Here is a 21740-nt window from a genome sequence, read left to right as displayed (position 1 = left end):
AGACTGCCGGATGGCTTGACTAGGCGTCTGAATTCTTTCTATTTTTTGCAGTTCGTCCGAGAAGCATGATCGAGCGTCCGACTGGAGCTGGGACTATGGGCGCGGATGCTCTGTCTGATGTGCTGCGCGCCGTACGGCTCAGTAGCGCGATGTTCTTCCATCTGGACGTCCGCGCCCCCTGGGTGGCCGAGGCGCCGACATCGGCTTCCTGCGCTTCAGCCGTCTTGCCGGGGGCTCAGCACGTCATCGAGTATCACGTCGTGATCGATGGCTGCTGCTGGGGCGGGCTGATCGATGCGCCATCCGTACGGCTCGAGGCGGGCGATATCATCGCCTTTCCGCAGGGCTCAGCGCATGTCCTTTCCAGCGCTCCGGGCATGCGGTCGATCCCTGATCTGAGCGTCTACGGTCAGGCGAGGGCCGGTCAGCTTCCCCTCATGATGCGCCTGGGTGAGAACGGACCCGCCGACGCGCGCATCCTGTGCGGATTTCTCGGCTGCGACACGCGTCCTTTCAATCCGCTGGTGGAAGCGCTGCCCGCGGTGCTGCATCTGCGCAGGAGTTCATACCGCGAGAATTCGGGCCTTGCTCATTTGATCAGTGCTGCAAGGGCCGAATCGGAACGGCGCCGGACGGGCAGCGAGGGCGTGCTGGCCCGACTGGGCGAGCTGCTGTTTGTCGAGGCGATCAGATGCCATATCGAAGCACTTGGTCCCGAACAGACCGGCTGGCTTGCCGGCCTGGGCGATCGACACGTCGGTCAGGCGCTGAACCTCCTGCATGGCAAGCCCGCGGCTGACTGGACATTGGATGAGCTCGCGAGGATGGTGGGGCTGTCGCGGTCGACGCTTGCACAGCGCTTCACCCATCTGATCGGGCAACCGCCGATGCAGTACCTGACGCGCTGGCGCATGCAACTCGCGGCGGGTCTGCTGGCTTCGGGGCGCGACCCGATCGCGCGCGTGGCAGAGGCAGTGGGCTACGATTCCGAGGCCGCGTTCAATCGGGCGTTTCGCAGAACGGTAGGGACGCCGCCGGCGGCCTGGCGGCAGGCGCAGATATTGTCGGAGTAAGGCGCCCAGCGGCGTGCGCTCCTTATGGCTCCATCCCGATCCTCTCCCTGATCGCGGAGTTTGGGCCGTCAGCCTCATTCTCGTCGGAGCGATTGCGCTGGTGCTCAGCGTCGCGGGTAGAGCGTGTACTCACGAAACGATCATGATTGCTTGCTGAACGGCAACACCTGCGGGAAAAATTATCGCAACGCGTGGCGGTTCCCGAGACCCTGTATCATGTTAGTCGCCTGAATTACTGCATGATTTGTCAACGTTGGCAGTGCCTTCGCGCGCTCGATGGACTGTGAAACGTGCCGCGCCCGCGCTTTGACTTGATGATGATTCCCAAGTTTAACTACCGTTGAGTCTCTGATGGGCATCGAAGCAGGTGCACCGGTTTTTTGGTTGACCCGTCTAGCCGCGGCTGCCGACAGCAGGGGGATAGCACCGCATGAGTTCATATTTTCGGCGGCAGCTTGCGGATTACGTCGAGTACCATCGTGACCCCTGGAATTGCGCGATGCATGTCTTCGGCATCGCGTTCCTGTTCCTGGCCGCTGTTCTTCCGCTCAGCCTGTGGTCCATCACCGTATTCGGGTTCCAAACCAGCGCGGCGACCATCGCTGTCGTACCGGTGCTCATCTACTGGTTCCTGCTCGACTTCGCGCTCGGAGCCGCGATCCTTGGGGCCGCAATCGTGTTGCTCTCAGTCGCTGCCGAGATCGTTGGCCATGCGACGACTGCTGGCATGTGGTCGCTTACGGCCATCCTGATTGTCGTTGGGGTCGCATCGCAGATTGTTGGGCATCGCGTGTTCGAGCGACGGCAGCCGGCGCTGGTCGACAACCCGACCCACCTGTTGCTCGGACCAATGTTTGTCATGGCGAAGCTGTTTATCGCGCTGGGCTTTCGGCGCGATCTCGCCATCATCATCCAAGTGCGTCCGCAAGGCGCTGCATCTTGATCTCAAACAGTTCAGCTTGAGTTCATCGGCAGCATGAAGCACATACTGGTCACGGGCGGCAGTGGATTCATCGGAAAGCACCTCGTCTCGGCGCTGATAGCGCGAGGTCGGCAGGTGAGGGTGCTCGATCTTCAACCACCCCCTCGCGCGTTGCCGCGGGTTCAGTATGTCAGGGGATCGGTGCTTGATCGGGATCTGGTTGACCGCGCGATGGACGGGGTCGACGAGGTCTATCACCTGGCCGGCCTGCCGGGGATGTGGCTGCCGCGGAAAGCTGATTTTCACACCGTCAATTACGGTGGCACCGAGATCGTCATTGGGACGGCGCGCAAACGCGGCATAAAGCGCGTCCTGCACTGCTCGACGGAATCCATTCTGTTCCGTGCCTCGCCATCGATGGTTCCTGTCGCTGACGATGCGTTCCTGCCGGACGATATGCCGGGTCCATATACGCGCTCGAAAATGCTCGCCGACCGGTTCGCTATGCAGGCGGCCGCATCCGGATACCCGGTGGTTATCGGCTGTCCCACCATGCCCGTCGGGCCTTATGACCACAACGTTACCCCGCCGACGGCGATGCTCCGGTATTTTCTCAACCGACGTCTTCATTTGCATCTTGATTTTGTCGTGAACCTCGTCGATGTGCGCGACGCTGCCGAAGGGCTGATCTTTGCCATGGAGCGCGGACACGCTGGACATCGCTATGTTCTCGGTGGCGAAAGCATGCCGCTAAGACGGGTTCTCGAACTCATGGCTGATATCAGCGGCCGTCGCGTCCGGTGCATTCAAGTGAACGGCAAGGTCGCCGAAATGGTCACTGCAACGCTGGAGTTGATCGCCGATCACGTGACGCGCCGGCCTCCGTCCGGCACGGCCGAAGGCGTTCGGATCGCATTGCGGGCGGGGGCATTGTCGATCGAAAAAGCGCAACGCGAGCTGGGCTATGCGCCGGGTCCCGTCGAACCTGTGTTGCGGGAAACCATTGCGCATCTGCTCGATGCCGGCCACAATCAGGCTGACTGGGACTCAACGCCGAGTGGTCGCGCTCGATCGCTTCACATCGAGCGCCGGTTTGGCGGTTGATCCAATCGCTTACTAATGGTCCGCGACATGCTGAACGACCCTGGTCAATGGCTGGCTTTCGCCTTGAGTGGCTGGACCACTACCTGGCCCACGCAGTTGCTCGCCCTCATCTGGATTTTGTGGGTCACCAGTTGGGTTTTGGCGTCGTTCTGGTCCGGTCAAACGAAGAAACACGTGATGACCTGGGAGTCGCTCAAGTACCGCTTCCCCATTCTCGCAGGGGCCATTCTTTTCTTGCCATTGACTGGCAAGGTCCTGGGGGAAAAGCCGCTCTGGCAGTTTGGCAACCTTGGCATCTACGTGCTCGCGTGCCTTGTCCTTGCGGGGATCTCATTCACGTGGTGGGGGAGAATTCACCTCGGGCGGTTCTGGTCGAACGCGATCACGCACAAGGAAGGCCATCAGGTCATCGACACCGGCCCGTACGGGCTGGTGCGCCACCCGATCTATACGGGGCTTATCGCCGGAATGCTGGTGACGGGCATCGCGGTCGGAACAGTGACCGCGATGCTGGGTGCGGTGCTGATCTCGCTCGGGATGTTTTTGAAGGCCCGCATGGAGGAGGGATTCCTCACGGAGGAACTCGGTGCGGATGCTTATGGATCGTATTGCCGTCGCGTTCCGATGCTTATTCCGTTTCTGCCGCGCACCTGACGCCGCTCCAAGCTACCGTTTCCCTCGCGACGCTGCTGATGTTGCGACAGGTGGAGCAAGACGGCGCGGAACCAGGACGCGCTGGCCAACTGACAGCGGTGCGCTGTCCGAATACTGATTGGCCTGGGTAAGTGACCACAGCGGTACAGCATTAAGTGCTGCAAGCCTCTGCAAGGTATCACCCGAACGGGCGAGTTGCTGCGTGCCGCTGTCCCACAGTTCTAGCGGGGCATCGGAAGGAACGACGTAGCGCAGCGGCACCGCCTCTCCCTTGGCCGGCAAAGGCGTCGTTGCAAGCTGCGCAATGGCTGTCACCAATTGCTCGTGGATGGAATCCATCTTGTCGATGTTGATGTGGGTGACTTCCCCGTGCTCCTTCAAATCGAAGCTTGCGTAGTGACCCTGGTAACCCTGCTCCGCCACCACATCGCCGCCGCCCAATACACTGTCGGACAGGAAAACGTTGATGTAACGCTCGACGTTCAGCGGCACCTTCGGACTTGCTTGAGCAGGATCAATAGTTGCCACCAGGCTTACCGGGATGTTTTCGGACCTCAGTATTCCGGCAAACGTCAAGGCACAAAGTCCGCCCATCGAATGACCGATCAGGGCGATCGGAGCGGGATCATTCCGGAAATCACGGATGGCCTGATCTGCGATCAGCCGGCAAATGGTGAACTCGTAAACGTCAGCCCGGATGCCGGCTTCTTCGAGGCGCTTGGTCAGGCGGTCCATCCCGCGCGAAAAGATCGGGCCGAGCGCGCCCCGGAACAGATAGACACGCGCCTGCGGCTGGGGCGCGACTGGCGGTGCGACGGGAGCGATCGCCGCGGTAGCATTGGTCGACCGTGCGACCGGGCCGGCGAGTGCCAGATTGCAAATAGCCGAAAAGATGCAGACGGAAACGGCCGCACGGATCACCACGGCCGCAACCTGCGTCGGACTGCTCATACGCTTTCCGTCCGTGATTCTAGTTGCAAAGGCACGCCGGAACATGAATGCCGGCAGGCGACGCCACCCGGCGCTTCTTCCGGATGATCTATCGTCGAGGAATTGGCAGAATTTGCGGCGCTCGTCGCTTCGGTGACAGCCGCCTGAACCGAGCCAACCGAACTACTAGCGTACCGCCGCGGTGCTTGCGGTGCCAGCTCTCACCGCGCTCGCCGCTCCAGGCCGCCGCGGCTTCTGCGCTCGCGAAGCTGGTGCAGATCGGCCGAAGACGACGGCATCGATCTCGCTTATCACCTTCTGCTGCATGACCTGGTTCTTTTCGATGGACATGTGCCCGACGCCAGGCACGCCCTGCACATTCACATTCTCGAGCTTGCCCTGGAATTGTCCAGTTTTCGCGACCTGCGTGCCGGCGCCGTTGGCGATGTAAAAGTTTATATAGCGTCCCACGCGCCCCGAGAGGCTGGTGCGAAACACCGAATCCAGGCCGATTGCCAGCTTCACGGGAGCGCCCAGCTGATCCAGCTTGGCGACCATATCGGGCAGGGCGGTCGCACCCGAGGAATGCCCGACCAGAATGATGGTCTTGATCCTGCCACTCCTGTATCCGGCGGCGGCTTCGTCGGCGAGCGACGACCAGGAGGCGAAGTTCGCGACAGTGACCGGGATGCCCTGCGCCCGCAACTGTGCCGCAATGTCATCGAGACCCAGAGAAAAGATATTGAGCACGCCGCGGAGCAGGTAGACATGAGCGGTCGAAGCCGCCGACGGGGAACTCGGCGCTGCCAGCGCGGGGTTTGCGCCGATCGGCAGGAGCAGCAAGACCGCGATCGCTATCGTTTGCAGTCGACGCCACGATGCCCGGCGGAGAAAGGATGGCCAGCCGACAAATCCAGTGTCGCCGCGATATGGCTTCATTGCGCCCCTCGAATGGCTGCGAAGTGTTTCGCTGGGTGACCGTAGCGCCCGCGTGCTCGAAACTGCAATAAACGTGGCGTGAGCAGCCGCAATTTGTCGACACGACGTGTCCCCGCCGCAACACCGATCATGCGTGCAGGCCCGGGTTTTATGGCTTCATCCCGATCTTCTCCCTGATCGCGCCGAGTTCCGCCTCGTCCCAGATGCCGATCAGCACGCCGTTTTTCACCTGTAATTGCTGGGCCGCGTACGCCGCGATCTTCGCGTTTGGCGTGGTGATGTGCATCTTCGGATGCAGCGCCCAGTCGAACAGCTCCGATTGCAGCCGCGCCACGACATCGGCGCAGGCGGGGTCGGCGCCGCGATCGACAAATTCCTGCGGGTCGCTCTCGAGGTCGTACAGCATCGGCCGGAAGCCGGAGGCGTGAATGAATTTCCAGCGGCCGTCGAACACCATGAACAGCCGGCAGCGTTCGATCGGCTGGTTCAGCATCACGCGGACGTCCTGCATGGCGTAGTCGTATTCGGAGAATACCACCTTGCGCCAGTCGGCGGGCTTGTCGCCATGTAGCAGCGGCAGCAGCGAACGTCCTTCCAGAATGTGGTCCGGCGGATTGCTGCCGAAATAATCGATGAAGGTCGGCGCCAGATCGATCGCCTCGACCAGTGCATCGCTCACCGTGCCGCGCGTGCTGTCGGCAGCCGCCGACGGATCGATCACGATCAGCGGGATTTTGGCCGATTGTTCGTGGAACAGATCCTTCTCGCCCATCCAGTGATCGCCGAGATAGTCGCCATGGTCCGACGTGAACACGATCATGGTGGTGTCGAGCAGGCCGCGGCTTTCGAGGTACTGCATCAAGACGCCCATCTGGTCGTCGATCTGCTTGATCAGGCCCATATAGGTCGGGATGACTTTCTCGCGCGCCTCGTTGCGCGACATGTTGCGGGAATAGCGCATGTCCATATAGGCGGCGAACACCGGATGGGCGTTGGCGCGCTCCTCCTGCGAGCGGATCACCGGCTGTACGTCCTGCGGCCCGTACATGCTGGCGTAGGGCTCCGGTGCGATGTAGGGCCAGTGCGGCTTGATGTAGGACAGATGCAGGCACCATGGCCGGCCGTCGTCCTGGGCCTCTGCGATGAACTCCATCGCGCGCCGCGTCATGTAGGGCGTTTCGGAATGTTCGTCCGGCACGCGCGCGGCCTTGTCGGCGTGCACCAGCAACCAGCCGTTTTGCAAGGTCCCGTCCTCGGCCGCTCCGGAATTCGCCCAGTGCTCCCACGGATTGGGGGCGTCGTAGCCGTGCTGGCGCAGATAATTGTCGTAGGCCGGCCGCGGCCGCCCGGTCGGATGCAGCCCATCGTCCCGCTCATAGGGCTCGAACCCGCATTCCGATACGTGCACGCCAATGATCGAGTCCGGTGGAATCCCGAGATTCTTCAGCCCCTCCAGGTCGGGAGCCATATGGGTCTTGCCGACCAGCACGTTGCGGACGTCGATCTTCTTGAGGTGATCGCCGAGCGTAGGTTCGCCTATGCGGAGCGGCCAGCCGTTCCAGTGCGAACCGTGCGAGCGCATGTAGCGGCCGGTATAGAACGACATCCGCGACGGGCCGCAGATCGGCGACTGCACATAGGCGTTGGAAAACAGCACGCCGCGCCTGGCCATCGCGTCGATGTTCGGCGTCTTCAGGATCGGGTGTCCGGTACAGCCGAGATAGTCGTAGCGAAGCTGGTCGCACATGATCCAGAGCACGTTCTTCGCAGGCGTTTTGGTCGTCATTTCAGGCATTTCGGCTGGAGTTCAGAGAGAGCGGGAGAGGGCGGGATGGTGCGATATTGCCGCGCAAATGACAATCGAGCGGGCAGCCGAGCGCCCGGGGTCGGCCTTCCGATCCCCCGGGGTCGGCCCTTCCGATCCCCCCGGGGTCGGCCTTCCGATCCCCGGCGTTAACGTTTGGATAGCGCCATTTCTCGCAATTGAACGGCGATCCATGCTTGCCCGTTAGCCTTACCACCAGTTTGGCCGACCGCCTTAACCCCTGAACCGGCTTGTTGGATTAAATTGGGACTCCAGGAAAGCGGGATCCCAAGCGATGCGCGTTGCCTCGACACTGGCAATTTTGGCGGCGATGATGTCGACGGCCTTTGCCGGCGGTGGCTTCGAGATCGTGATTCCGGGCCGTCCCGGCGTACCCATCATCATTAACGGCGTCGATGCATCCTATGCGGTGATCGAAGGCGATTGGGGTCTGGGCAAGGGCACCCATGTCGAGCCGACCATTTACGGTGGCCGCTATATCGATCCGGTGCCGCGCGTCGGCCATTATTATCCGAGCGCCGGCCGCATGCCCGGTTACGGGCGGCTGGAAATCGAGCCGCCGGCGAACCGCAAATTGCCGCAGCCGGCCGAGAGCTATCATCAATCCTGGTCGGCGCAGTCGGCGCCGCTGCCGGCGCAATCGAACATACCCGTCGATCCGCCCGAGATCATCTACGCGCCGAACTATGATCGGCGCAGGCCGCACAACCTTCCACGTTAAGACCAACGAAAATACGAACAGGAGAGAGTAATGCGTCATTTGATTAAAGGATTGATCGCCGCAGTCGCCGTCATGGCCGCTGCGCCCGCGATGGCGTGCGGTTACAACGGTTGCTGGCAGCCGCAGGTCTATGTCGCGCCGGTCGCGGCGTATGGCTACTCGGGTTGCAATCCCTGCGGCGGCTGGGTCCGCGAACGGCTGCCCGATCCGGAGCAGCAGTATTATTACGTCAACCAGGGTCCGACCTATACCGGTCCCGGTAACTTTGCGCCGTACCGGGTCTATCGCGAAGGCTCGATCTCCGGCTACGGCTATGGCTACAACCGTCCGCACTACGGTTATCGCGCACACCGCTACGGCCACGCCGGGCGTTATTACGGCCAGCGCGTGCTGCGCCGCTACTACTGATCCAGTAGAGCCCTGCAAGCTTCAGCGCCCGTTCGCCTCCCGCGAGCGGGCGCTTTTCATTTCATCAGGCCGAGCCGGCTGGCGCCGATATAAAGCGCGAGCACCGCGGCGTTCGACACGTTCAGGCTCTTGATCTCGCCGGGCATGTCGAGCCGCGCCACCACGCTGCAGGTCTCGCGCGTCAGTTGCCGCAGGCCCTTGCCTTCGGCGCCCAGCACCAGGGCGAGCGGCTGCTGCAGCGTCACCGCGCCGAGATCCTCGGTCCCCTCACTGTCCAGCCCGACCGTCATGAAGCCGCGGTCGTTCAACTCGTTGAGCGCACGGGCGAGGTTCTGCACGGTCACCAGCGGTACCAGCTCCAGCGCGCCGGACGCGGATTTCGCCAGCACGCCGGTGGCCTCGGGGCTGTGGCGGGCCGTGGTGACGATCGCTTTCACCGCAAACGCGGCCGCCGAGCGCATGATCGCGCCGACATTGTGCGGATCGGTGATCTGGTCGAGTACCAGCACGATGCCTTCCAGCGGCAGCGTATCGATGTCGGGCGAGGGCAGGGGCTCGGCCTCCGCCAATAGCCCCTGGTGCACGGCGTCGGGCCCAAGCCGCTGGTCGATCGCGTTCGGGCGGACGATTTCAGGGGGAACGCGGGTGTCGATATGCTCGTCCGCCAACCGCCTTGCGGCGTTTTCGGTCAGGAACAGCTTTCGGATCTGCCGTTCCGGGTTGGCCAGAGCCGCCGTCACCGTGTGCCAGCCATAAAGAATCACCGGCCCGTCAGGGCTCGCGTCCCGGTCCCGGCGGCCCGGCGGACGGGCGAATTTTCGCCCTTTTTCGAAGGGTTTGCCGCCGCCGCGGCGGAACGGCGGTTTTCGGTCGCGATCGCTCATGGGGAGCTTGTGTCACGGGTCCCCGAATATGGCAATTTGGCCCATCGAGAGCGCTTTTGGCCACCGCCGTTGGTTGACTTTGCCATCCCGCTTCGCCCATAAACGCGCCGGTCGAAGCCGCTTCGAAACGGGCTTTCGGCCTCAGCGTCATCCATGGTCCGGTCCTCCGCCACTCGGGCGGCCGGTTCCTGACGCTGGCGGACGGGGAAGTGTCCCGAGTGGCAAAGGGAGCTGACTGTAAATCAGCCGCCGTATGGCTTCGAAGGTTCGAGTCCTTCCTTCCCCACCAGCCTTCGCTCGCGAAGCGAGAGAAGGCTGCCACGCCGAAGCCCACAGGGCGAAGGCGGGCTGTGGCCGCGAGCTACGGCTAGGCAAGCCACGCGGAGACCGTCAGGTCGGAGCGTGTCCGGCGTAGCTTGAGCGTAGACGGACTGTTGCCGTCGGCAAGCCGAGCTTCGGCCAGCCATCCTTGAACTCTCACGCCAGCTACTCCGCGCGCCACCTACTTCTGGGCATTGGAGAAAGCCGTTTCGAGCACTTCGCCAATCGGCTGCCAGGTGCGGCCGTCGAATTGAATCAGCCGCAGGTGTTTGATCGGCCGGAAGTTCCAGGGTCCCGTGCTGATTTTGATCCCGGGCAACAACATGGAGCCTTGATAGTCTTTCAGGGCCGCCGCCTGCTTCATGACGTTCTCGCGAGACAGGTCATTGCCGCATTGTTTGAGCACCTGGGCCAATGTCTCGGCGGCGGCGTAGCCGAAGACGGCGGAAGTATCGTCTGTGCCTCCGGCCCGATTATATTTCTCGACAAATGTCTGCCAGTCCCTGGCGGCTTGCTCGTCCTTCCAGGCCGGATCATTGGCATCCTTCAAGAAGGCAGCTGTAATGACGCTCAAGGAGCTTTCCTGGCCGGCGGGCTTTGGCGCCGTCGCGATCGATGAAGCCATATGGTTCAAGATGAACACCGGATGCCAATTGAGATCCGCCGCTATTCGGGCGACTTTCGCTGCGTTTTCCGGCACGCCTGCGAATACGAAAATTTCGGCGCCTGATCGCTTCAAGATCGATACGTGCGTGTCCAGATGCTGATCGGCGATATCGTAGGCGATGTCGACCCTGATCATCCGGGCGATGTCACCGAGCCCGTCTTCCAACCCCTTGAACAATTCTCGGCCGAAATGATCGTTCTGCCAAAGAGCGACGATCCTTTTTCCGGGGTAAAACGCCTGGATGTAGTTGGCGTAGATGCGCCCCTCTTCGCGAATGGAGGGCTGCCAGCCCATTGTCCACGGAAACATCGACGGATCGCTTAGATGATCGTCTCCGGAGGCGACAAAGAGTTGAGGAATTTGCCTTTCGTTCAAGTATGCGCGAACGGCAAAATTCCCCGGCGTTCCGAACGAACCGAACATCAGGAGGACGTCGTCTTTCTCGATGAGGTCGCGCGTGAGGCTCAGAGCCGTCGATGGATCGGATTTGTCATCATATGAGATGAAGCGCACCTTGCGGCCATTGATCCCGCCACGCTCGTTGATCATCTCGAAATACGCCGCTTCGGCTTTTCCAATCGCTCCGAAGACCTCCAGACTCCCGCTATAGGGCATAACGTTGCCGATGCGAATTTCAGTGTCGGTCACGCCTGGATCGCGCACCCGCTCGGTGATCGCGCTCAATGACGTCAGCGCCAGGACAAGAGCAATCAGCGTTCGGACCCTGGATTGCATCGGATGAACTCCATGACAAAGAGTGCAGCCAGATTTCGAGACCTATGGGAGGCGCGCAGCCTGATATGGATCAAACGCCGAGAAATTGACGGCAGCGTGATCGTCATTTTCTTTGCGAGAATGGACGAGCCTTTGTCCCGACCGGCTCATACCGAAAACAGCGCGATAGCTGACGGCAGGCTCGAGCAAGTTCCCGCAAAACGAGATGCGACAAGCCTACGCCGTCGACCGGTTGTGTCAACGAATTCGCTTTTGTTCCCCTGGAGGCAAGCCACCCCCATGAACTCTCCCGCGCCGGCCGCGACCAAGCGGCGAGGAGAGCACATCTCAGCGCTAACCCTCGCTCGCCGTTTCCGGCAAAGCCTCGCCGGGAAGATAAAGCCTGATCGGGCGGATCTCGTAAACGGCGGACGGATTAACGCGGCGCAGGTCGCGCGCAATGCCGATCGCTTCATCCTCGTCGGCGCAATTCAACACATATAGACCCAGCAACTGTTCCTTGGTCTCGGCAAACGGCCCGTCGATGACCATTCCGGCGCCCGGACCCCGCAAGGTGCGGGCTTCCGCCGTCGCGCCCAGCCGCGCCGACGGCCCGAGCAGCCTCTTCGCGTTGAGCCGGTTATGCACGGCCAGCAGTTCGGTCATCAGGGCCGCGTCCTCCTCTGGGGTCCAGGACGTGACCTCGGCTTCGACGTGATAGGCCAGCATGGCGTAGAGCATCTCTTTCTCCTTTACGCGCGGGGTCTCCCGAGGACGTTTTGCCGCGGCCAGTCCCGACATTCCGGCGAGCGCATCGTCGAAGACCGCCGCGGCCCGCGCCCGCGCTTCGTCAATCTCTGCGGCTTCTGATCGCACATTCAGCCTGCCAGGCGATCGAGCGCGATCGCGTGCAGGCGGCGCTCGTTCCATCAGGGGATCATTCAGTACCTGGTCAACAAAAAGGCGCGGCGGGATGGCTCCCGTCGCGCCCAAACTGTTGTGCTCGCTGGTCCAGGGCTGAGAGCGCCCCGATGCCAGACCCATAAACTCAAGGCCTAGCGGGCGATCCCAGCGAGGTGACAGCGCTTGGTATAAGACACTGGATCACCTCCTTTCATTGTTGATGGAAACATCAATATAGGCGGCGAATCAGTCCCTGTTAAGGGCCCGGACCGGTCCATGGGCCGCCCCGCAGGACGTTCGGACGGGCGGGGCGCGGGTTGAGGCCGCCTGCACGGCGTGTTAGTTCAACGCCAGCGCGGGTGTAGCTCAATGGTAGAGCAGCAGCCTTCCAAGCTGAATACGAGGGTTCGATTCCCTTCACCCGCTCCATCATTCAAAGTTTATTCAAGATATCTTGATATGTGTTGCAAGGTGATGCGCCGCAGGCACCTGTGGGTTGCATATGCGAACACGCTTCGATTGTGGCGCGCCAGGTCAATGTCGATTTCGTGCATTTTGAGGGCGAAAATACGCGCTTGCTAACCATGCCTTACGGAACGCCTGGACTTGCCACAAAATCAATCCGATTGAGACACAATGTCGGCGAGTAGGGTTGAAACGGTGCCCGCTGGCATCACGCGTTCAAATTATCTTGCAGAATATGGGCTCACAGGGGGACTGCAATGCGAGCTACGATCGGCACCACTCGTCCGAAAATGGGGCAATTTTCCCGGTTTCGGGCCGGAGCGGCAATGCGCCGGCTTTTCACCGCGCCTCGGCGCAGCGCTGTAACGGCACTGGTGTTGGCCGCAATGGCCGGCTCGGCGATTAGCGATCAGGTGTACGCGGCGCCCCCGGGCAGCAACGAAATCCGGATTGGCAACACCGCGCCCTATACCGGTCCGGCTTCCGCCTATGGCGTTATCGCCAAGGTCATCGCGGCCTATCTGGACAAGATCAACGCCGAAGGTGGGATCAACGGCCGCAAGGTCAATATGATTACCTATGACGACGCCTACGAACCCACCAAAACCATGGCGATGACCCGCAAGCTCGTCGAGGAAGACAACGTTCTCCTCGCCTTGGGGACTATCGGCACGAACACGAACGCCGCGATCCAGCCCTATTTGAACTCAAAAAAGGTCCCGCAACTTTTTGCCTTGTCGGGTGCGGCGGCCTGGGACCAACCGCACGAGTTTCCCTGGACCATAGGCTTCTTGCCGACCTACACGGCTGAAGCGCAAATTTTTGCGCAGTATATCCTGGAGAACCATCCCCGCAGCAAGATCGCCGTCCTCTATCAGGAGGATGGGATGGGCAAGGAATACCTGAAGGGCCTGAAGGACGGCCTGGGTGGCAAGATTGCGATCGTGGCCGAGGCGCCATACAAGGTCACGGACACCAATATCGACGCGCAGATGGCCAAGCTCAAGGCCTCCGGCGCCGACGTCTTCATCGAGTTCACAACGCCGAAATTCGCGATCATGGCGATCAAGCGAAGCGCCGAACTCGGCTGGAGGCCGAACCATTTCGTCGCCTCGATCTCCAATTCCTACTCGGCCGTGATTCAGCCGGCGGGCGCGCAAAATGTGGAAGGCCTGTTGTCGGCCGCATACAGGCTCGAGGGCGAAGACGCGGCGGCGGCCGGCGAGGCGGCGTTCCGCGAATGGAGCGCCTTCATGCAGCGCTATGTCCCGAGCGTGAGCAAGACCAACGGCCAGGCCGTCCTCGGCTATCTGGTCGGCAAGTTGACGGTCGAGGTCCTGAAGAACTGCGGCGACGACCTGTCACGCGAAAACATCATGAAGCAGGCCCGCTTGCTCAAAGGTATCCAGCTTCCCATGATGGTGTCGGGCATCCAGATCAACACCAGCCCATCCGACCATGCGCCTATCGAGCAGATGCGGATGATGCGCTTCACCAACGGCCAATGGCAGCACTTCGGCCCGGTGCGAAGCGGCGTCGATGCGGGCGCCGTCAGCGACTCCTTCAAGACCATCTTCAAGTACGGCACCGCCACCAAGCGCGATCTGGCGAACCAGCTCAACGCCAATACCGTGAGCCTGATGACCGGCTCGTTCGGTTCTACCTACGCCCAGGTCGGTGCCGATCTTGCCTCCGTGCTCGACAACGGCACTTCGCTGCGGATCCTGCCGGTGATGGGCCGCGGATCGGTGCAGGCGGTGGCGGATATTCTGCTGCTGCGCGGCGTCGACGCCGGCATCGTGCGCAAGGACACGCTGTCCTATCTCGACCGCAAGGACTTCGCCAAGGACATCCGCAACCAGTTCGTCTACGTCGCCAAGATGTTCAACGAGGAAATGCACGTCCTGGCGCCGAGGTCGATCACCAGCATGCGGGAGCTCGACGGCAAGACCGTGGTGGTCGATTTGCCCGACAGCTCGACCTTCGTGACGGCGATCAACGTGTTCGACCGGCTCGGGATCAGGCCGCATCTGATCTATCAAGAGCCCCGGCTGGCGGTGGACATGCTGCGCAAGGGCGAAGTCGACGCGATCGTGGCGATCGAGGGCAAGCCGTTGCAATGGCTGAACCAGATCAACGACCGCAACCTGCATCTGGTGCCGGTCGACTATGCCAAGCCGCTGCAAGAGGAATATCTGCCGTCCAAGCTTGGCTCGACGGACTACCCGGGCCTCGTGCCGGAGGGTGGCTACGTCGAGACGATTGCGGCAGAGGCCGTGCTGGCGTCGTATAACTGGGCGCCGAACAGCGACCGCTACCGCCGCCTGTCGCTTTTGGTGGACACCATGTTCGACAAGGTCGCGCAGTTGCAGCGTCCGCCGTTCCATCCGAAGTGGAAGGAAATGGCGCCACGAGCGACGGTGGCGGGGTGGACCCGCTTCAAGGCCGCGCAGGAATGGCTCGACCGCAACATGCCGCTGCCCGCGAGCGCGGCCGCGGCATCAGGCGCCGCACCGCTGCCGGCGCCGGCTGCTGCTCCGGCCGCAGCGCTTGCGCCGCAGGACCGCGATCCCCTGTATCGCGAATTCCTGGAATGGCGCGCCACCCGCGCCAAGGCCAGCACCAACAGGTAAACAGGCCAGCCGGTAACACGGTTTGACGATAAGACGGCCCGCTTCGGCGGGCCGTCGTGCTTTTGGGACAATGTCCAGGCTGTTCCCTTGGCCTGGAATGTCGCATCCGCTTCCCTTCGAGACCCCCTGAACCTTCAGTGCGTCCGGCTACCTTGCGCGCAGCGGGCGTCGAACGGATGGCGTCATGCCGGTAATGCAGGGCTCAGTCACATAAAATAGTGTATCGGCTTGGCTTCGCAGCGCCCGGACACGTTCCCGCGCCACACGCCAAAAATTCGGAGGAAGTTCATGTCGGCTCTGCCACTTTCGGGCATCAAAATTCTCGACCTGACGCGGGTGCTCGCGGGTCCCTTGTCGGCGCAGATGCTGGCCGATCTCGGCGCCGAGGTGATCAAGATCGAGCGTCCCGGCAGCGGCGACGACGCGCGCGCCTTCGGCCCGCCTTACCTCAGGGATCCCGAGGGCAAGGCGAACAACAACAACAACTCGTTCTACCTGTGCGCCAACCGCAACAAGAAATCGGTCACCGTCAATATCGCGACGCCGGAAGGGCAGGACATTGTCCGTGATCTGGCCAAATCCTGCGACGTGATGATGGAGAATTACAAGGTCGGCGATCTCAAGCGCTACCGGCTCGATTACGAATCGATCAGGGACATCAACCCCGGCATCATCTATTGCTCGGTGACCGGCCTTCGGCCAGACCGGGCCTTACGCGCCGCGCGCCGGTTACGACGCGATCCTGCAGGCGATGGGCGGCTTGATGAGCGTCACCGGCCATCTCGACGGCGAGCCGGGCGCTGGGCCGATGAAGGTCGGCCCCTCGATCGTCGACTACATGACCGGCATGAATTCCTCGATCGGCATTCTGGCGGCGCTCTATCACCGCAAGGCCAATGGCGGGGAGGGGCAGCATGTCGACGTCTGCCTGTTCGACACCGTGATCGCCTCGCTGTCGCATTATGCGCAGATCTTTCTCGTCAACGGCCAGACCCCGCCGCGGCGCGGCACCTGGGGCAATGGCGGCATGCCGGCCGGCGTGTTCCGCTGCACCGACGGCGAGCTGATGCTGGTGGTCGGCAATGACGGTCAGTTCCAGCGCACCTGCGCCGTGCTCGGCGCGCCGGAACTCGCGGCCGATCCGCGCTTCGTCAAGAACAACGACCGCGTCGTCCACGGCAAGGAGATCATGGCGATCTTCGCCGGACTATTCCTGAAGAAGCCCGTCGCCTATTGGCTGGAAGAGCTGGAGAAGGCCGGCGTCCCCTCCGGTCCGATCAACGATTTCTCGCAGGTGTTTTCCGATCCGCACGTCCGCTCGCGCGGCATGCAGGTCAAGGTCGATCATCCCCTGCAGCCCGACCTGTCGCTGATCCGCAACGCCATCACTTTCTCCGGCACCCCGGTAAAGGACTATCGCGCCCCGCCGCTGCTCGGCGCTGATACCAAGGACGTGCTGGCGACCATCGGCTATGACGACGCCAAGGTGGAGGCACTGAAGGCGCAGAAGATCGTCTGATCCAGAAACCGGCGCGACGTTAACCTGCGCGCCGGTTCTCATTCGGTGGCAGACGGTACACGATCCGCATTTAGCGCAGGCCCTGACGGTTGATCAGGATCCGATGGATCTGGATGAACGCGGGCAGCTCGATCAGAAACTCGGGATCGCGGTCGAGATGGTGAACCTTGGTCGGCTCGCCCTTGGTGAAGGCGGTCATCGACTCGAGGTCGCTCCAGTAGGAGATGGTCGTGAACCAGCTCTCATGTTCTCGGTCTTCCCGGAATAGCTGAACGCCAAGCGCCGTCTTCTCCAGCGGCGGGATGCCGTCCGTTTTCAGGTAGGCTTCATAGCTGTCCGCGATTTCAGGCCGCGTGCGGCCGCGCCAGATGCGGGCAATCGTCGGCTCGGTCGGCATCGATTCCTCCGTTCTGTGTGTTCCTCGACCAGAGTGTCGATTTGTGCTGAAGCACGGTGCGAGGGTTGATCCACAACGGCATTGCCGGCCTGCGCGTTCCTCGACGAAGATACGAAAACGGAAGCGCTGTTCTGACGAGGCCCGCGTCGAACGATCTCACCCTGTCTTGCGAAGTAGGAATTGTCGCGCGCTCGCCGCGCCACGGGATGGTTGGAACTCCCAACCTCGCTCGATCGAGCATGACCATTATCCCATAAATGGTCACGATTAGGTCAACGACTGATCACACTCGGCCAATAGCAGCAAATCAGATCGATCGCGAATGGTCCTTCAGCACATCGTCATCTGTCATCACCCTGCGAGGACTTCGTCATGGCGCAGCCGAGTACCTATGAGCAGTATTTGCTTGAACTGATCAATGCCGAGCGTGCCAAGGTTGGCGCTCAGCCGCTTGCCTTCGATGGCGATCTCAACGAGGCCGGTGAAAGCCATAGCCAATGGATGATCGGAACCGACACGTTCTCGCACACAGGCTCAGGCGGGTCGAGCGCGGGTCAGCGCATGACCGCCGCGGGCTATGCGTTCACCGGTTCCTGGGCGTGGGGTGAGAACATCGCGTGGGCAACGACGCGATCGCCCACCGGGCTCCAGGACGAAGTGCTGCTGCTGCACACAAACCTGATGAATTCGTCCGGCCATCGCGCCAACATCCTCAATGACAATTATCGCGAAGTCGGGCTTGGCTTCGAGACAGGCGATTACGGCGGCCGCGATAGCGCGTTCATCACCGAAGATTTCGCGCGTTCCGGCTCGGGCGTGTTCCTCACCGGCGTGGCGTTCGACGACAAGGATGGCGACCGCTTCTACGATCCGGGCGAGGAGCTCGGCGGTCTGACGCTAACCGCCGTGAGCAACACTGGCGCAACCTACACAACGACCACATACGGCTCCGGCGGCTACGATCTCGTGCTGCCGCCGGCGACCTACACGGTCACGTTCTCAGGGGCGGGCATTCAAGCCACCACCATGCAGACGACGATCGGCAGCAAGAACGTCAAGCTCGACCTGATCGATCCCGCCACAAGCGGCGGCTCCCAGCCGCCGCCTTCCGAACCACCTCCGCCTTCGTCGAACGTGATCGCCGGCACAGCGTCAGGCGAGACGCTCAATGGTACGGCCGGCGCCGACACGATCCAGGGCCTCGGTGGCGACGACCGGCTCTACGGGCAGAACGGCAATGACCGGCTCGAGGGCGGCTCCGGGAGGGATTACCTGTACGGCAGCACGGGAGACGACACACTGCTCGGCGGCGACGGAAACGATCGTCTCTCAGGCGGAGCCGGCCGCGATGTCCTGACTGGCGGCGCCAACCAGGACAGCTTCGTCTTCGATACGAGTCTCGGCGCTTCGAACATCGACAAGATCACGGACTTTTCGACCGTGGACGATACGATCCGACTGGACAACGCCGTGTTCACGGCGTTCGGATGGAACGGCACGATGTCCTCTTCGGCATTCCATGCCGGCGCGGCCGCCCATGATTCGACCGACCGGATTATCTACAACAGCGATACCGGCGCGCTTAGCTACGATCCGGACGGGACAGGCTCGGCGGCCGCAGTCCAGTTCGCGGAGCTCTCGACCAAGCTGGCGCTCACCAATCAGGATTTCCTGATCGTCTGATCCGGAACGCCCGGATTGCGTGCAATAGCGTTTTCGGCTCGCGTAACGAAAACGCATCGAAAGAAATGAACAGTCGCGTAGGGTGGGCAAAGGCGCGCTTGCGCCGTGCCCACCATCTATCAACGATGGCGCTGCTTGATGGTGGGCACGCTGCGCTTTGCCCACCCTTGTATTAGCGCACCAGATTATACTTGCGTCGTTCCGTGAGGAATGGCCCAGCCTGGGTGGCCACCCGGGCTGGGCCGCCGATCGATCGGATCGATGCCCACCGAAGCCTTGAGGGCTGTCTGTCGTAGCAAGAACAACTGCGAGCAGTTGCAGGTCGAGAACACGGCGGAAGGTCACAAGGTGCTATTGGAGTGGCTGCGGCGCCACAAGGTCAAGCGCATTGGGATCGAGGCGAGCGGCGGCTATGAACAAGCGGTCGTCGTCGAGTTGCGACGCAAGCGGTTTGTCGTGGTGGTGTTTCAGCCGGCGCAGGTGCGTGCCTACGCCAAGTTCCACTTGCAGCGAGCCAAGAACGACAAGATCGATGCCGCGCTGATCGCGGCCTGCACTGCTGCGGTCAAGAAGATCCATCCCGCCCCCGATCCCCGGCTGCAGCCTTTTGCCGAACACCTGACGTTGATCGAGCAGATCGGCGAGGATATTAAACTGTACAAGAACCGGCTCGAGACCTGCCGAGATCCGCGTATCCAGAAGGTCTGGAAGGAAGAGATCGCCCGCCTGGCCAAGCGGGCGAGGGTCGAACTCAAGGCTCTGGTGGCCGCGATCCGCGAGCATCGCGACCTCGCCCAGCGGCTCGACCTGATCTACAGCGTCGGCGGCGCCGGGCTGCCGACCGCAGTCGCGATCCTGGTGCGCATGCCCGAGATCGGCCAGCTCAGCCGCGAGCAAGCCGCAGCCCTCGCCGGGCTCGCGCCCTATGACGATGACAGCGGCGAGCAAGTCGGCGCTCGTCACATCGACGGCGGGCGCAAGAGGCTGCGCCGGGCGCTCTATACCGCCGCGCTGCCGGCATCCTTTCGCTGGAACCCGCAGCTTATCGCTCTTTACAAGCGGCTGAAGGCCGCCGGAAAAGAACACAAGCGCTGCCTCATCGCCTGCGCCAGGAAGCTGCTCATCTTCGTCAACACCGTCGTGGCCCGCGGCACGCTGTGGCAAGATGAACCGCCTCCAACCGCCGTAATCGCCCGGACCGGATGAATTCGGTTTCTTGGTTCGACCGCAGCACCGTTTCTTCGTCCCGACCTGCCGCTCCGACGACGTCGCGCGCAGACGCCGTCAAGGATGGCCGTCGCTCTGCTCCCTCCACCGCCACGCTGTCGCCAGGCCACGCCTTGACGGCGGTGAGCACGGCGTCAGCCTCACCGGCGATCGGGTGAAGCTTTAATGGTTGCTACGGCTGCGGACTGATTTGCTTTTCGTGCAAGCGTAACTTCATGCAGCGGCCTGCGGCAAACTGGCACGACGGGCAAATCAGTCAAAACCTGTCCAGCCCTTCGCGCAAAAATATTCCGCTTTCGTTCTCACGCAAATCACCCGCATAACTCCGCCCGTCTCACGGCAGATGAGGGGCGCTCGCGATCGTCACGAACGTGCAGTGAGATGCGATGGACGCAAATGGCGCGATAGACGTACGCGCCTAATGCGTACGGCGAAGTCGTGTGGTCCGGACGCCGCGGTGCTGGCGTTAAGTTGCGCGGAAGTTTCTGCGTAGCGACGGTGGCAAAAGAGCCGTTCACCGGGGAGAGCACGAAGTAAGCCGTAAAGCCATTGCGCAGGGAAGGCCGGAATGCTCCCGCTGCCCTGTATGCTTGTGTGCAGTTTTGTTTGCGCAAATCGCACGCGAGACCGCGGGTGCAGCAAGCACCCGGTCTTCCCTGCGCCCTCTAATTTCGAAGAGGGCAAACGAAGATGCAAACCTCGGGCGATCAGCGCCGCGAGAATGCGAAACTGTATCCACCGTCATTGCGAGCGAAGCGAAGCAATCCATGTTCCGGCATAAAGAAAGAATGGATTGCTTCGCTTCGCTCGCAATGACGCGGAGAGAGCCGCGTGACCCGTTGGCTCATACGGGCTACAAGAATTCGGCGCGTTTGGCGCCTGACTCACAAGTCTTGCCGGGTCAGCCTGCCATGTGGCACCGCCGGTCGCGTGGGCGCCTTCTTTGCCGGCGTCTCGCCGCCCGTGAGCGCCATCACCGAGACCGAGACCACGCGATCGACAATGGCATCCACGTCGTTGAGGTCGCATTGTCCTTCCGACAATTTCGTCAGCCGCTCTTTTTCCCGGATGGTGTGATGCGACATCGCGAGCGCGAAGTGCAGGCCCCAATAGAGTTCGACGTCGTCGCGGCCGGGCATCGCGCGGCGCATCGCGGCGATGAATTTCCGCAAATGATCGACCTCGCGGTTCTTGATGCGGCGGATCGGCGGCACCGATTCAATCGAGGCGCGGATCATGAAGCGCGCCGCCGTCGAGCCTTCGCGGTCGGGGCCGAGGCATCCGCGCAGGGTAGGGCCCACCAGCGCGTGCAGGATGGCGTCGATCGGGGCGCGTCCGCCGCCCTTTTCCTCGGCAGCCTTCAACTCGTTGAGCCGCTCGCGGTTGGTGGCGAGGCTGCGGGTGACGAACAGCTCCGCGATCAATTCGTCCTTGGAGCCGAAATGATAATTCACCGCGGCGAGATTGACGTTCGCTTCGGCGACGATGTCGCGCAGCGTCACGTCGCCGAAGCCGCGATCGGCATAAAGCCGTTCGGCGGCGGCAAGGATGGCAGACCTGGTACGATCGCTCGACATATCTGGCCCCCGTTTCGGGAGTTGCAATTCAAACAGTTGTATGAAACTATCGTTTGAAGAGCTGGAAAAGTCAATCCACGTTTGCGAGCGTGTCGCAGTTCCGGCCCAACCCGTGGCCGCAGGCCTTGTCCGCACTTGCGGTGAATGAGAGGCGGGCGGACAGTACGGCCAACA

17 protein-coding genes, 2 tRNA genes and 1 pseudogene are annotated in these 21740 nt (G+C 62.0%); 12 read left to right on the top strand and 8 right to left on the bottom strand.

Translation table 11 applies throughout. The features are described 5' to 3' along the window. Positions 1–95: 95 nt before the first annotated feature. From V1279_RS20075 to V1279_RS20060, 4 genes are all read left to right on the top strand, one after another. Positions 96–1073, top strand: a complete 978-nt coding sequence (locus V1279_RS20075; protein WP_334439190.1) for an AraC family transcriptional regulator — start codon at positions 96–98, stop codon at positions 1071–1073. Between the two features lie 430 nt (positions 1074–1503). Continuing rightward, positions 1504–2016 (top strand): Mpo1 family 2-hydroxy fatty acid dioxygenase, encoded by a 513-nt coding sequence (locus tag V1279_RS20070; RefSeq protein WP_334439187.1) that lies wholly within the window; start codon positions 1504–1506, stop codon positions 2014–2016. Positions 2017–2049: 33 nt separating this feature from the next. Next, on the top strand, positions 2050–3099 hold the full coding sequence (locus V1279_RS20065) for an NAD-dependent epimerase/dehydratase family protein (RefSeq protein ID WP_334439185.1): 1050 nt from the start codon (positions 2050–2052) through the stop codon (positions 3097–3099). Between the two features lie 27 nt (positions 3100–3126). Next, positions 3127–3753: a methyltransferase family protein gene (locus tag V1279_RS20060; protein WP_334439183.1), complete on the top strand. Its 627-nt coding sequence runs from the start codon at positions 3127–3129 to the stop codon at positions 3751–3753. A 12-nt stretch (positions 3754–3765) separates the two neighbouring features. Here V1279_RS20060 and V1279_RS20055 read toward each other — a convergent pair whose 3' ends face one another. The 3 genes from V1279_RS20055 to V1279_RS20045 all read right to left on the bottom strand — a co-directional run bounded on the left by V1279_RS20055 (position 3766) and on the right by V1279_RS20045 (position 7408). Further along, positions 3766–4704 carry a LysM peptidoglycan-binding domain-containing protein gene (locus V1279_RS20055; protein WP_334439182.1) on the bottom strand — a complete coding sequence of 313 codons (939 nt, stop codon included), beginning with the start codon at positions 4702–4704 and terminating at the stop codon, positions 3766–3768. Between the two features lie 165 nt (positions 4705–4869). Continuing rightward, positions 4870–5526 (bottom strand): hypothetical protein, encoded by a 657-nt coding sequence (locus V1279_RS20050; RefSeq protein ID WP_442894793.1) that lies wholly within the window; start codon positions 5524–5526, stop codon positions 4870–4872. Between the two features lie 244 nt (positions 5527–5770). After that, positions 5771–7408, bottom strand: a complete 1638-nt coding sequence (locus tag V1279_RS20045) for an alkaline phosphatase family protein (protein ID WP_334439179.1) — start codon at positions 7406–7408, stop codon at positions 5771–5773. 313 nt (positions 7409–7721) lie between these two features. On the opposite strand from V1279_RS20045, the gene V1279_RS20040 reads away from it, so the two are divergent. After that, the gene (locus V1279_RS20040) at positions 7722–8168 is read left to right on the top strand and encodes a hypothetical protein (RefSeq protein WP_334439176.1); all 447 of its coding nucleotides are present in this window, start codon (positions 7722–7724) and stop codon (positions 8166–8168) included. 30 nt (positions 8169–8198) lie between these two features. Continuing rightward, positions 8199–8576 carry a hypothetical protein gene (locus tag V1279_RS20035; RefSeq protein ID WP_334439174.1) on the top strand — a complete coding sequence of 126 codons (378 nt, stop codon included), beginning with the start codon at positions 8199–8201 and terminating at the stop codon, positions 8574–8576. 56 nt (positions 8577–8632) lie between these two features. Here V1279_RS20035 and rlmB read toward each other — a convergent pair whose 3' ends face one another. Next, entirely contained in the window at positions 8633–9460 is an 828-nt protein-coding gene (gene rlmB, locus V1279_RS20030; protein ID WP_334439172.1) for a 23S rRNA (guanosine(2251)-2'-O)-methyltransferase RlmB, read from the bottom strand. Between the two features lie 203 nt (positions 9461–9663). On the opposite strand from rlmB, the gene V1279_RS20025 reads away from it, so the two are divergent. Beyond that, positions 9664–9749: transfer RNA gene (locus V1279_RS20025), tRNA-Tyr, on the top strand. Positions 9750–9962: 213 nt separating this feature from the next. Here V1279_RS20025 and V1279_RS20020 read toward each other — a convergent pair. Next, a complete protein-coding gene (locus tag V1279_RS20020; protein ID WP_334439170.1) occupies positions 9963–11183 on the bottom strand; it encodes an ABC transporter substrate-binding protein in 1221 nt (406 codons plus the stop codon). Positions 11184–11516: 333 nt separating this feature from the next. Then, complete coding sequence (locus V1279_RS20015; protein WP_334446484.1) at positions 11517–11903, bottom strand: YciI family protein; 387 nt, start codon at positions 11901–11903, stop codon at positions 11517–11519. A gap of 517 nt (positions 11904–12420) precedes the next feature. On the opposite strand from V1279_RS20015, the gene V1279_RS20010 reads away from it, so the two are divergent. From V1279_RS20010 to V1279_RS20000, 3 genes and pseudogenes are all read left to right on the top strand, one after another. Further along, a tRNA-Gly gene (locus V1279_RS20010) sits at positions 12421–12494 on the top strand. 362 nt (positions 12495–12856) lie between these two features. After that, entirely contained in the window at positions 12857–15163 is a 2307-nt protein-coding gene (locus V1279_RS20005; RefSeq protein ID WP_334439168.1) for an ABC transporter substrate-binding protein, read from the top strand. A gap of 288 nt (positions 15164–15451) precedes the next feature. Further along, a pseudogene (locus V1279_RS20000) lies at positions 15452–16682 on the top strand (CaiB/BaiF CoA transferase family protein). 70 nt (positions 16683–16752) lie between these two features. Here V1279_RS20000 and V1279_RS19995 read toward each other — a convergent pair. Continuing rightward, positions 16753–17079 carry an antibiotic biosynthesis monooxygenase family protein gene (locus V1279_RS19995; protein WP_334439166.1) on the bottom strand — a complete coding sequence of 109 codons (327 nt, stop codon included), beginning with the start codon at positions 17077–17079 and terminating at the stop codon, positions 16753–16755. A 372-nt stretch (positions 17080–17451) separates the two neighbouring features. Between V1279_RS19995 and V1279_RS19990 the strand changes: the two genes are divergently transcribed. Further along, positions 17452–18762, top strand: coding sequence for a CAP domain-containing protein (locus V1279_RS19990; protein ID WP_334439164.1), 1311 nt, complete (start codon positions 17452–17454; stop codon positions 18760–18762). 261 nt (positions 18763–19023) lie between these two features. Next, positions 19024–19968: an IS110 family transposase gene (locus tag V1279_RS19985; RefSeq protein WP_334439161.1), complete on the top strand. Its 945-nt coding sequence runs from the start codon at positions 19024–19026 to the stop codon at positions 19966–19968. A gap of 905 nt (positions 19969–20873) precedes the next feature. Here V1279_RS19985 and V1279_RS19980 read toward each other — a convergent pair. Then, positions 20874–21566: a TetR/AcrR family transcriptional regulator gene (locus V1279_RS19980; RefSeq protein ID WP_334439159.1), complete on the bottom strand. Its 693-nt coding sequence runs from the start codon at positions 21564–21566 to the stop codon at positions 20874–20876. Positions 21567–21740: the final 174 nt, after the last annotated feature.

Origin of the sequence: Bradyrhizobium sp. AZCC 1610 (genome assembly GCF_036924515.1) — a bacterium.
Classification (GTDB): Bacteria; Pseudomonadota; Alphaproteobacteria; order Rhizobiales; family Xanthobacteraceae; genus Bradyrhizobium.
This window is presented reverse-complemented; position numbering and strand designations above follow the sequence as displayed.

Excerpts from the sequence above, each read along its gene's own strand:
- V1279_RS20075 (WP_334439190.1), top strand. The coding sequence starts at position 96 with ATGGGCGCGGATGCTCTGTCTGATGTGCTGCGCGCCGTACGGCTCAGT.
- V1279_RS20070 (WP_334439187.1), top strand. The coding sequence starts at position 1,504 with ATGAGTTCATATTTTCGGCGGCAGCTTGCGGATTACGTCGAGTACCAT.
- V1279_RS20065 (WP_334439185.1), top strand. The coding sequence starts at position 2,050 with ATGAAGCACATACTGGTCACGGGCGGCAGTGGATTCATCGGAAAGCAC.
- V1279_RS20060 (WP_334439183.1), top strand. The coding sequence starts at position 3,127 with ATGCTGAACGACCCTGGTCAATGGCTGGCTTTCGCCTTGAGTGGCTGG.
- V1279_RS20055 (WP_334439182.1), bottom strand. The coding sequence starts at position 4,704 with ATGAGCAGTCCGACGCAGGTTGCGGCCGTGGTGATCCGTGCGGCCGTT.
- V1279_RS20045 (WP_334439179.1), bottom strand. The coding sequence starts at position 7,408 with ATGACGACCAAAACGCCTGCGAAGAACGTGCTCTGGATCATGTGCGAC.
- V1279_RS20040 (WP_334439176.1), top strand. The coding sequence starts at position 7,722 with ATGCGCGTTGCCTCGACACTGGCAATTTTGGCGGCGATGATGTCGACG.
- V1279_RS20035 (WP_334439174.1), top strand. The coding sequence starts at position 8,199 with ATGCGTCATTTGATTAAAGGATTGATCGCCGCAGTCGCCGTCATGGCC.
- rlmB (WP_334439172.1), bottom strand. The coding sequence starts at position 9,460 with ATGAGCGATCGCGACCGAAAACCGCCGTTCCGCCGCGGCGGCGGCAAA.
- V1279_RS20020 (WP_334439170.1), bottom strand. The coding sequence starts at position 11,183 with ATGCAATCCAGGGTCCGAACGCTGATTGCTCTTGTCCTGGCGCTGACG.
- V1279_RS20015 (WP_334446484.1), bottom strand. The coding sequence starts at position 11,903 with ATGCTCTACGCCATGCTGGCCTATCACGTCGAAGCCGAGGTCACGTCC.
- V1279_RS20005 (WP_334439168.1), top strand. The coding sequence starts at position 12,857 with ATGCGCCGGCTTTTCACCGCGCCTCGGCGCAGCGCTGTAACGGCACTG.
- V1279_RS19995 (WP_334439166.1), bottom strand. The coding sequence starts at position 17,079 with ATGCCGACCGAGCCGACGATTGCCCGCATCTGGCGCGGCCGCACGCGG.
- V1279_RS19990 (WP_334439164.1), top strand. The coding sequence starts at position 17,452 with ATGGCGCAGCCGAGTACCTATGAGCAGTATTTGCTTGAACTGATCAAT.
- V1279_RS19985 (WP_334439161.1), top strand. The coding sequence starts at position 19,024 with ATGCCCACCGAAGCCTTGAGGGCTGTCTGTCGTAGCAAGAACAACTGC.
- V1279_RS19980 (WP_334439159.1), bottom strand. The coding sequence starts at position 21,566 with ATGTCGAGCGATCGTACCAGGTCTGCCATCCTTGCCGCCGCCGAACGG.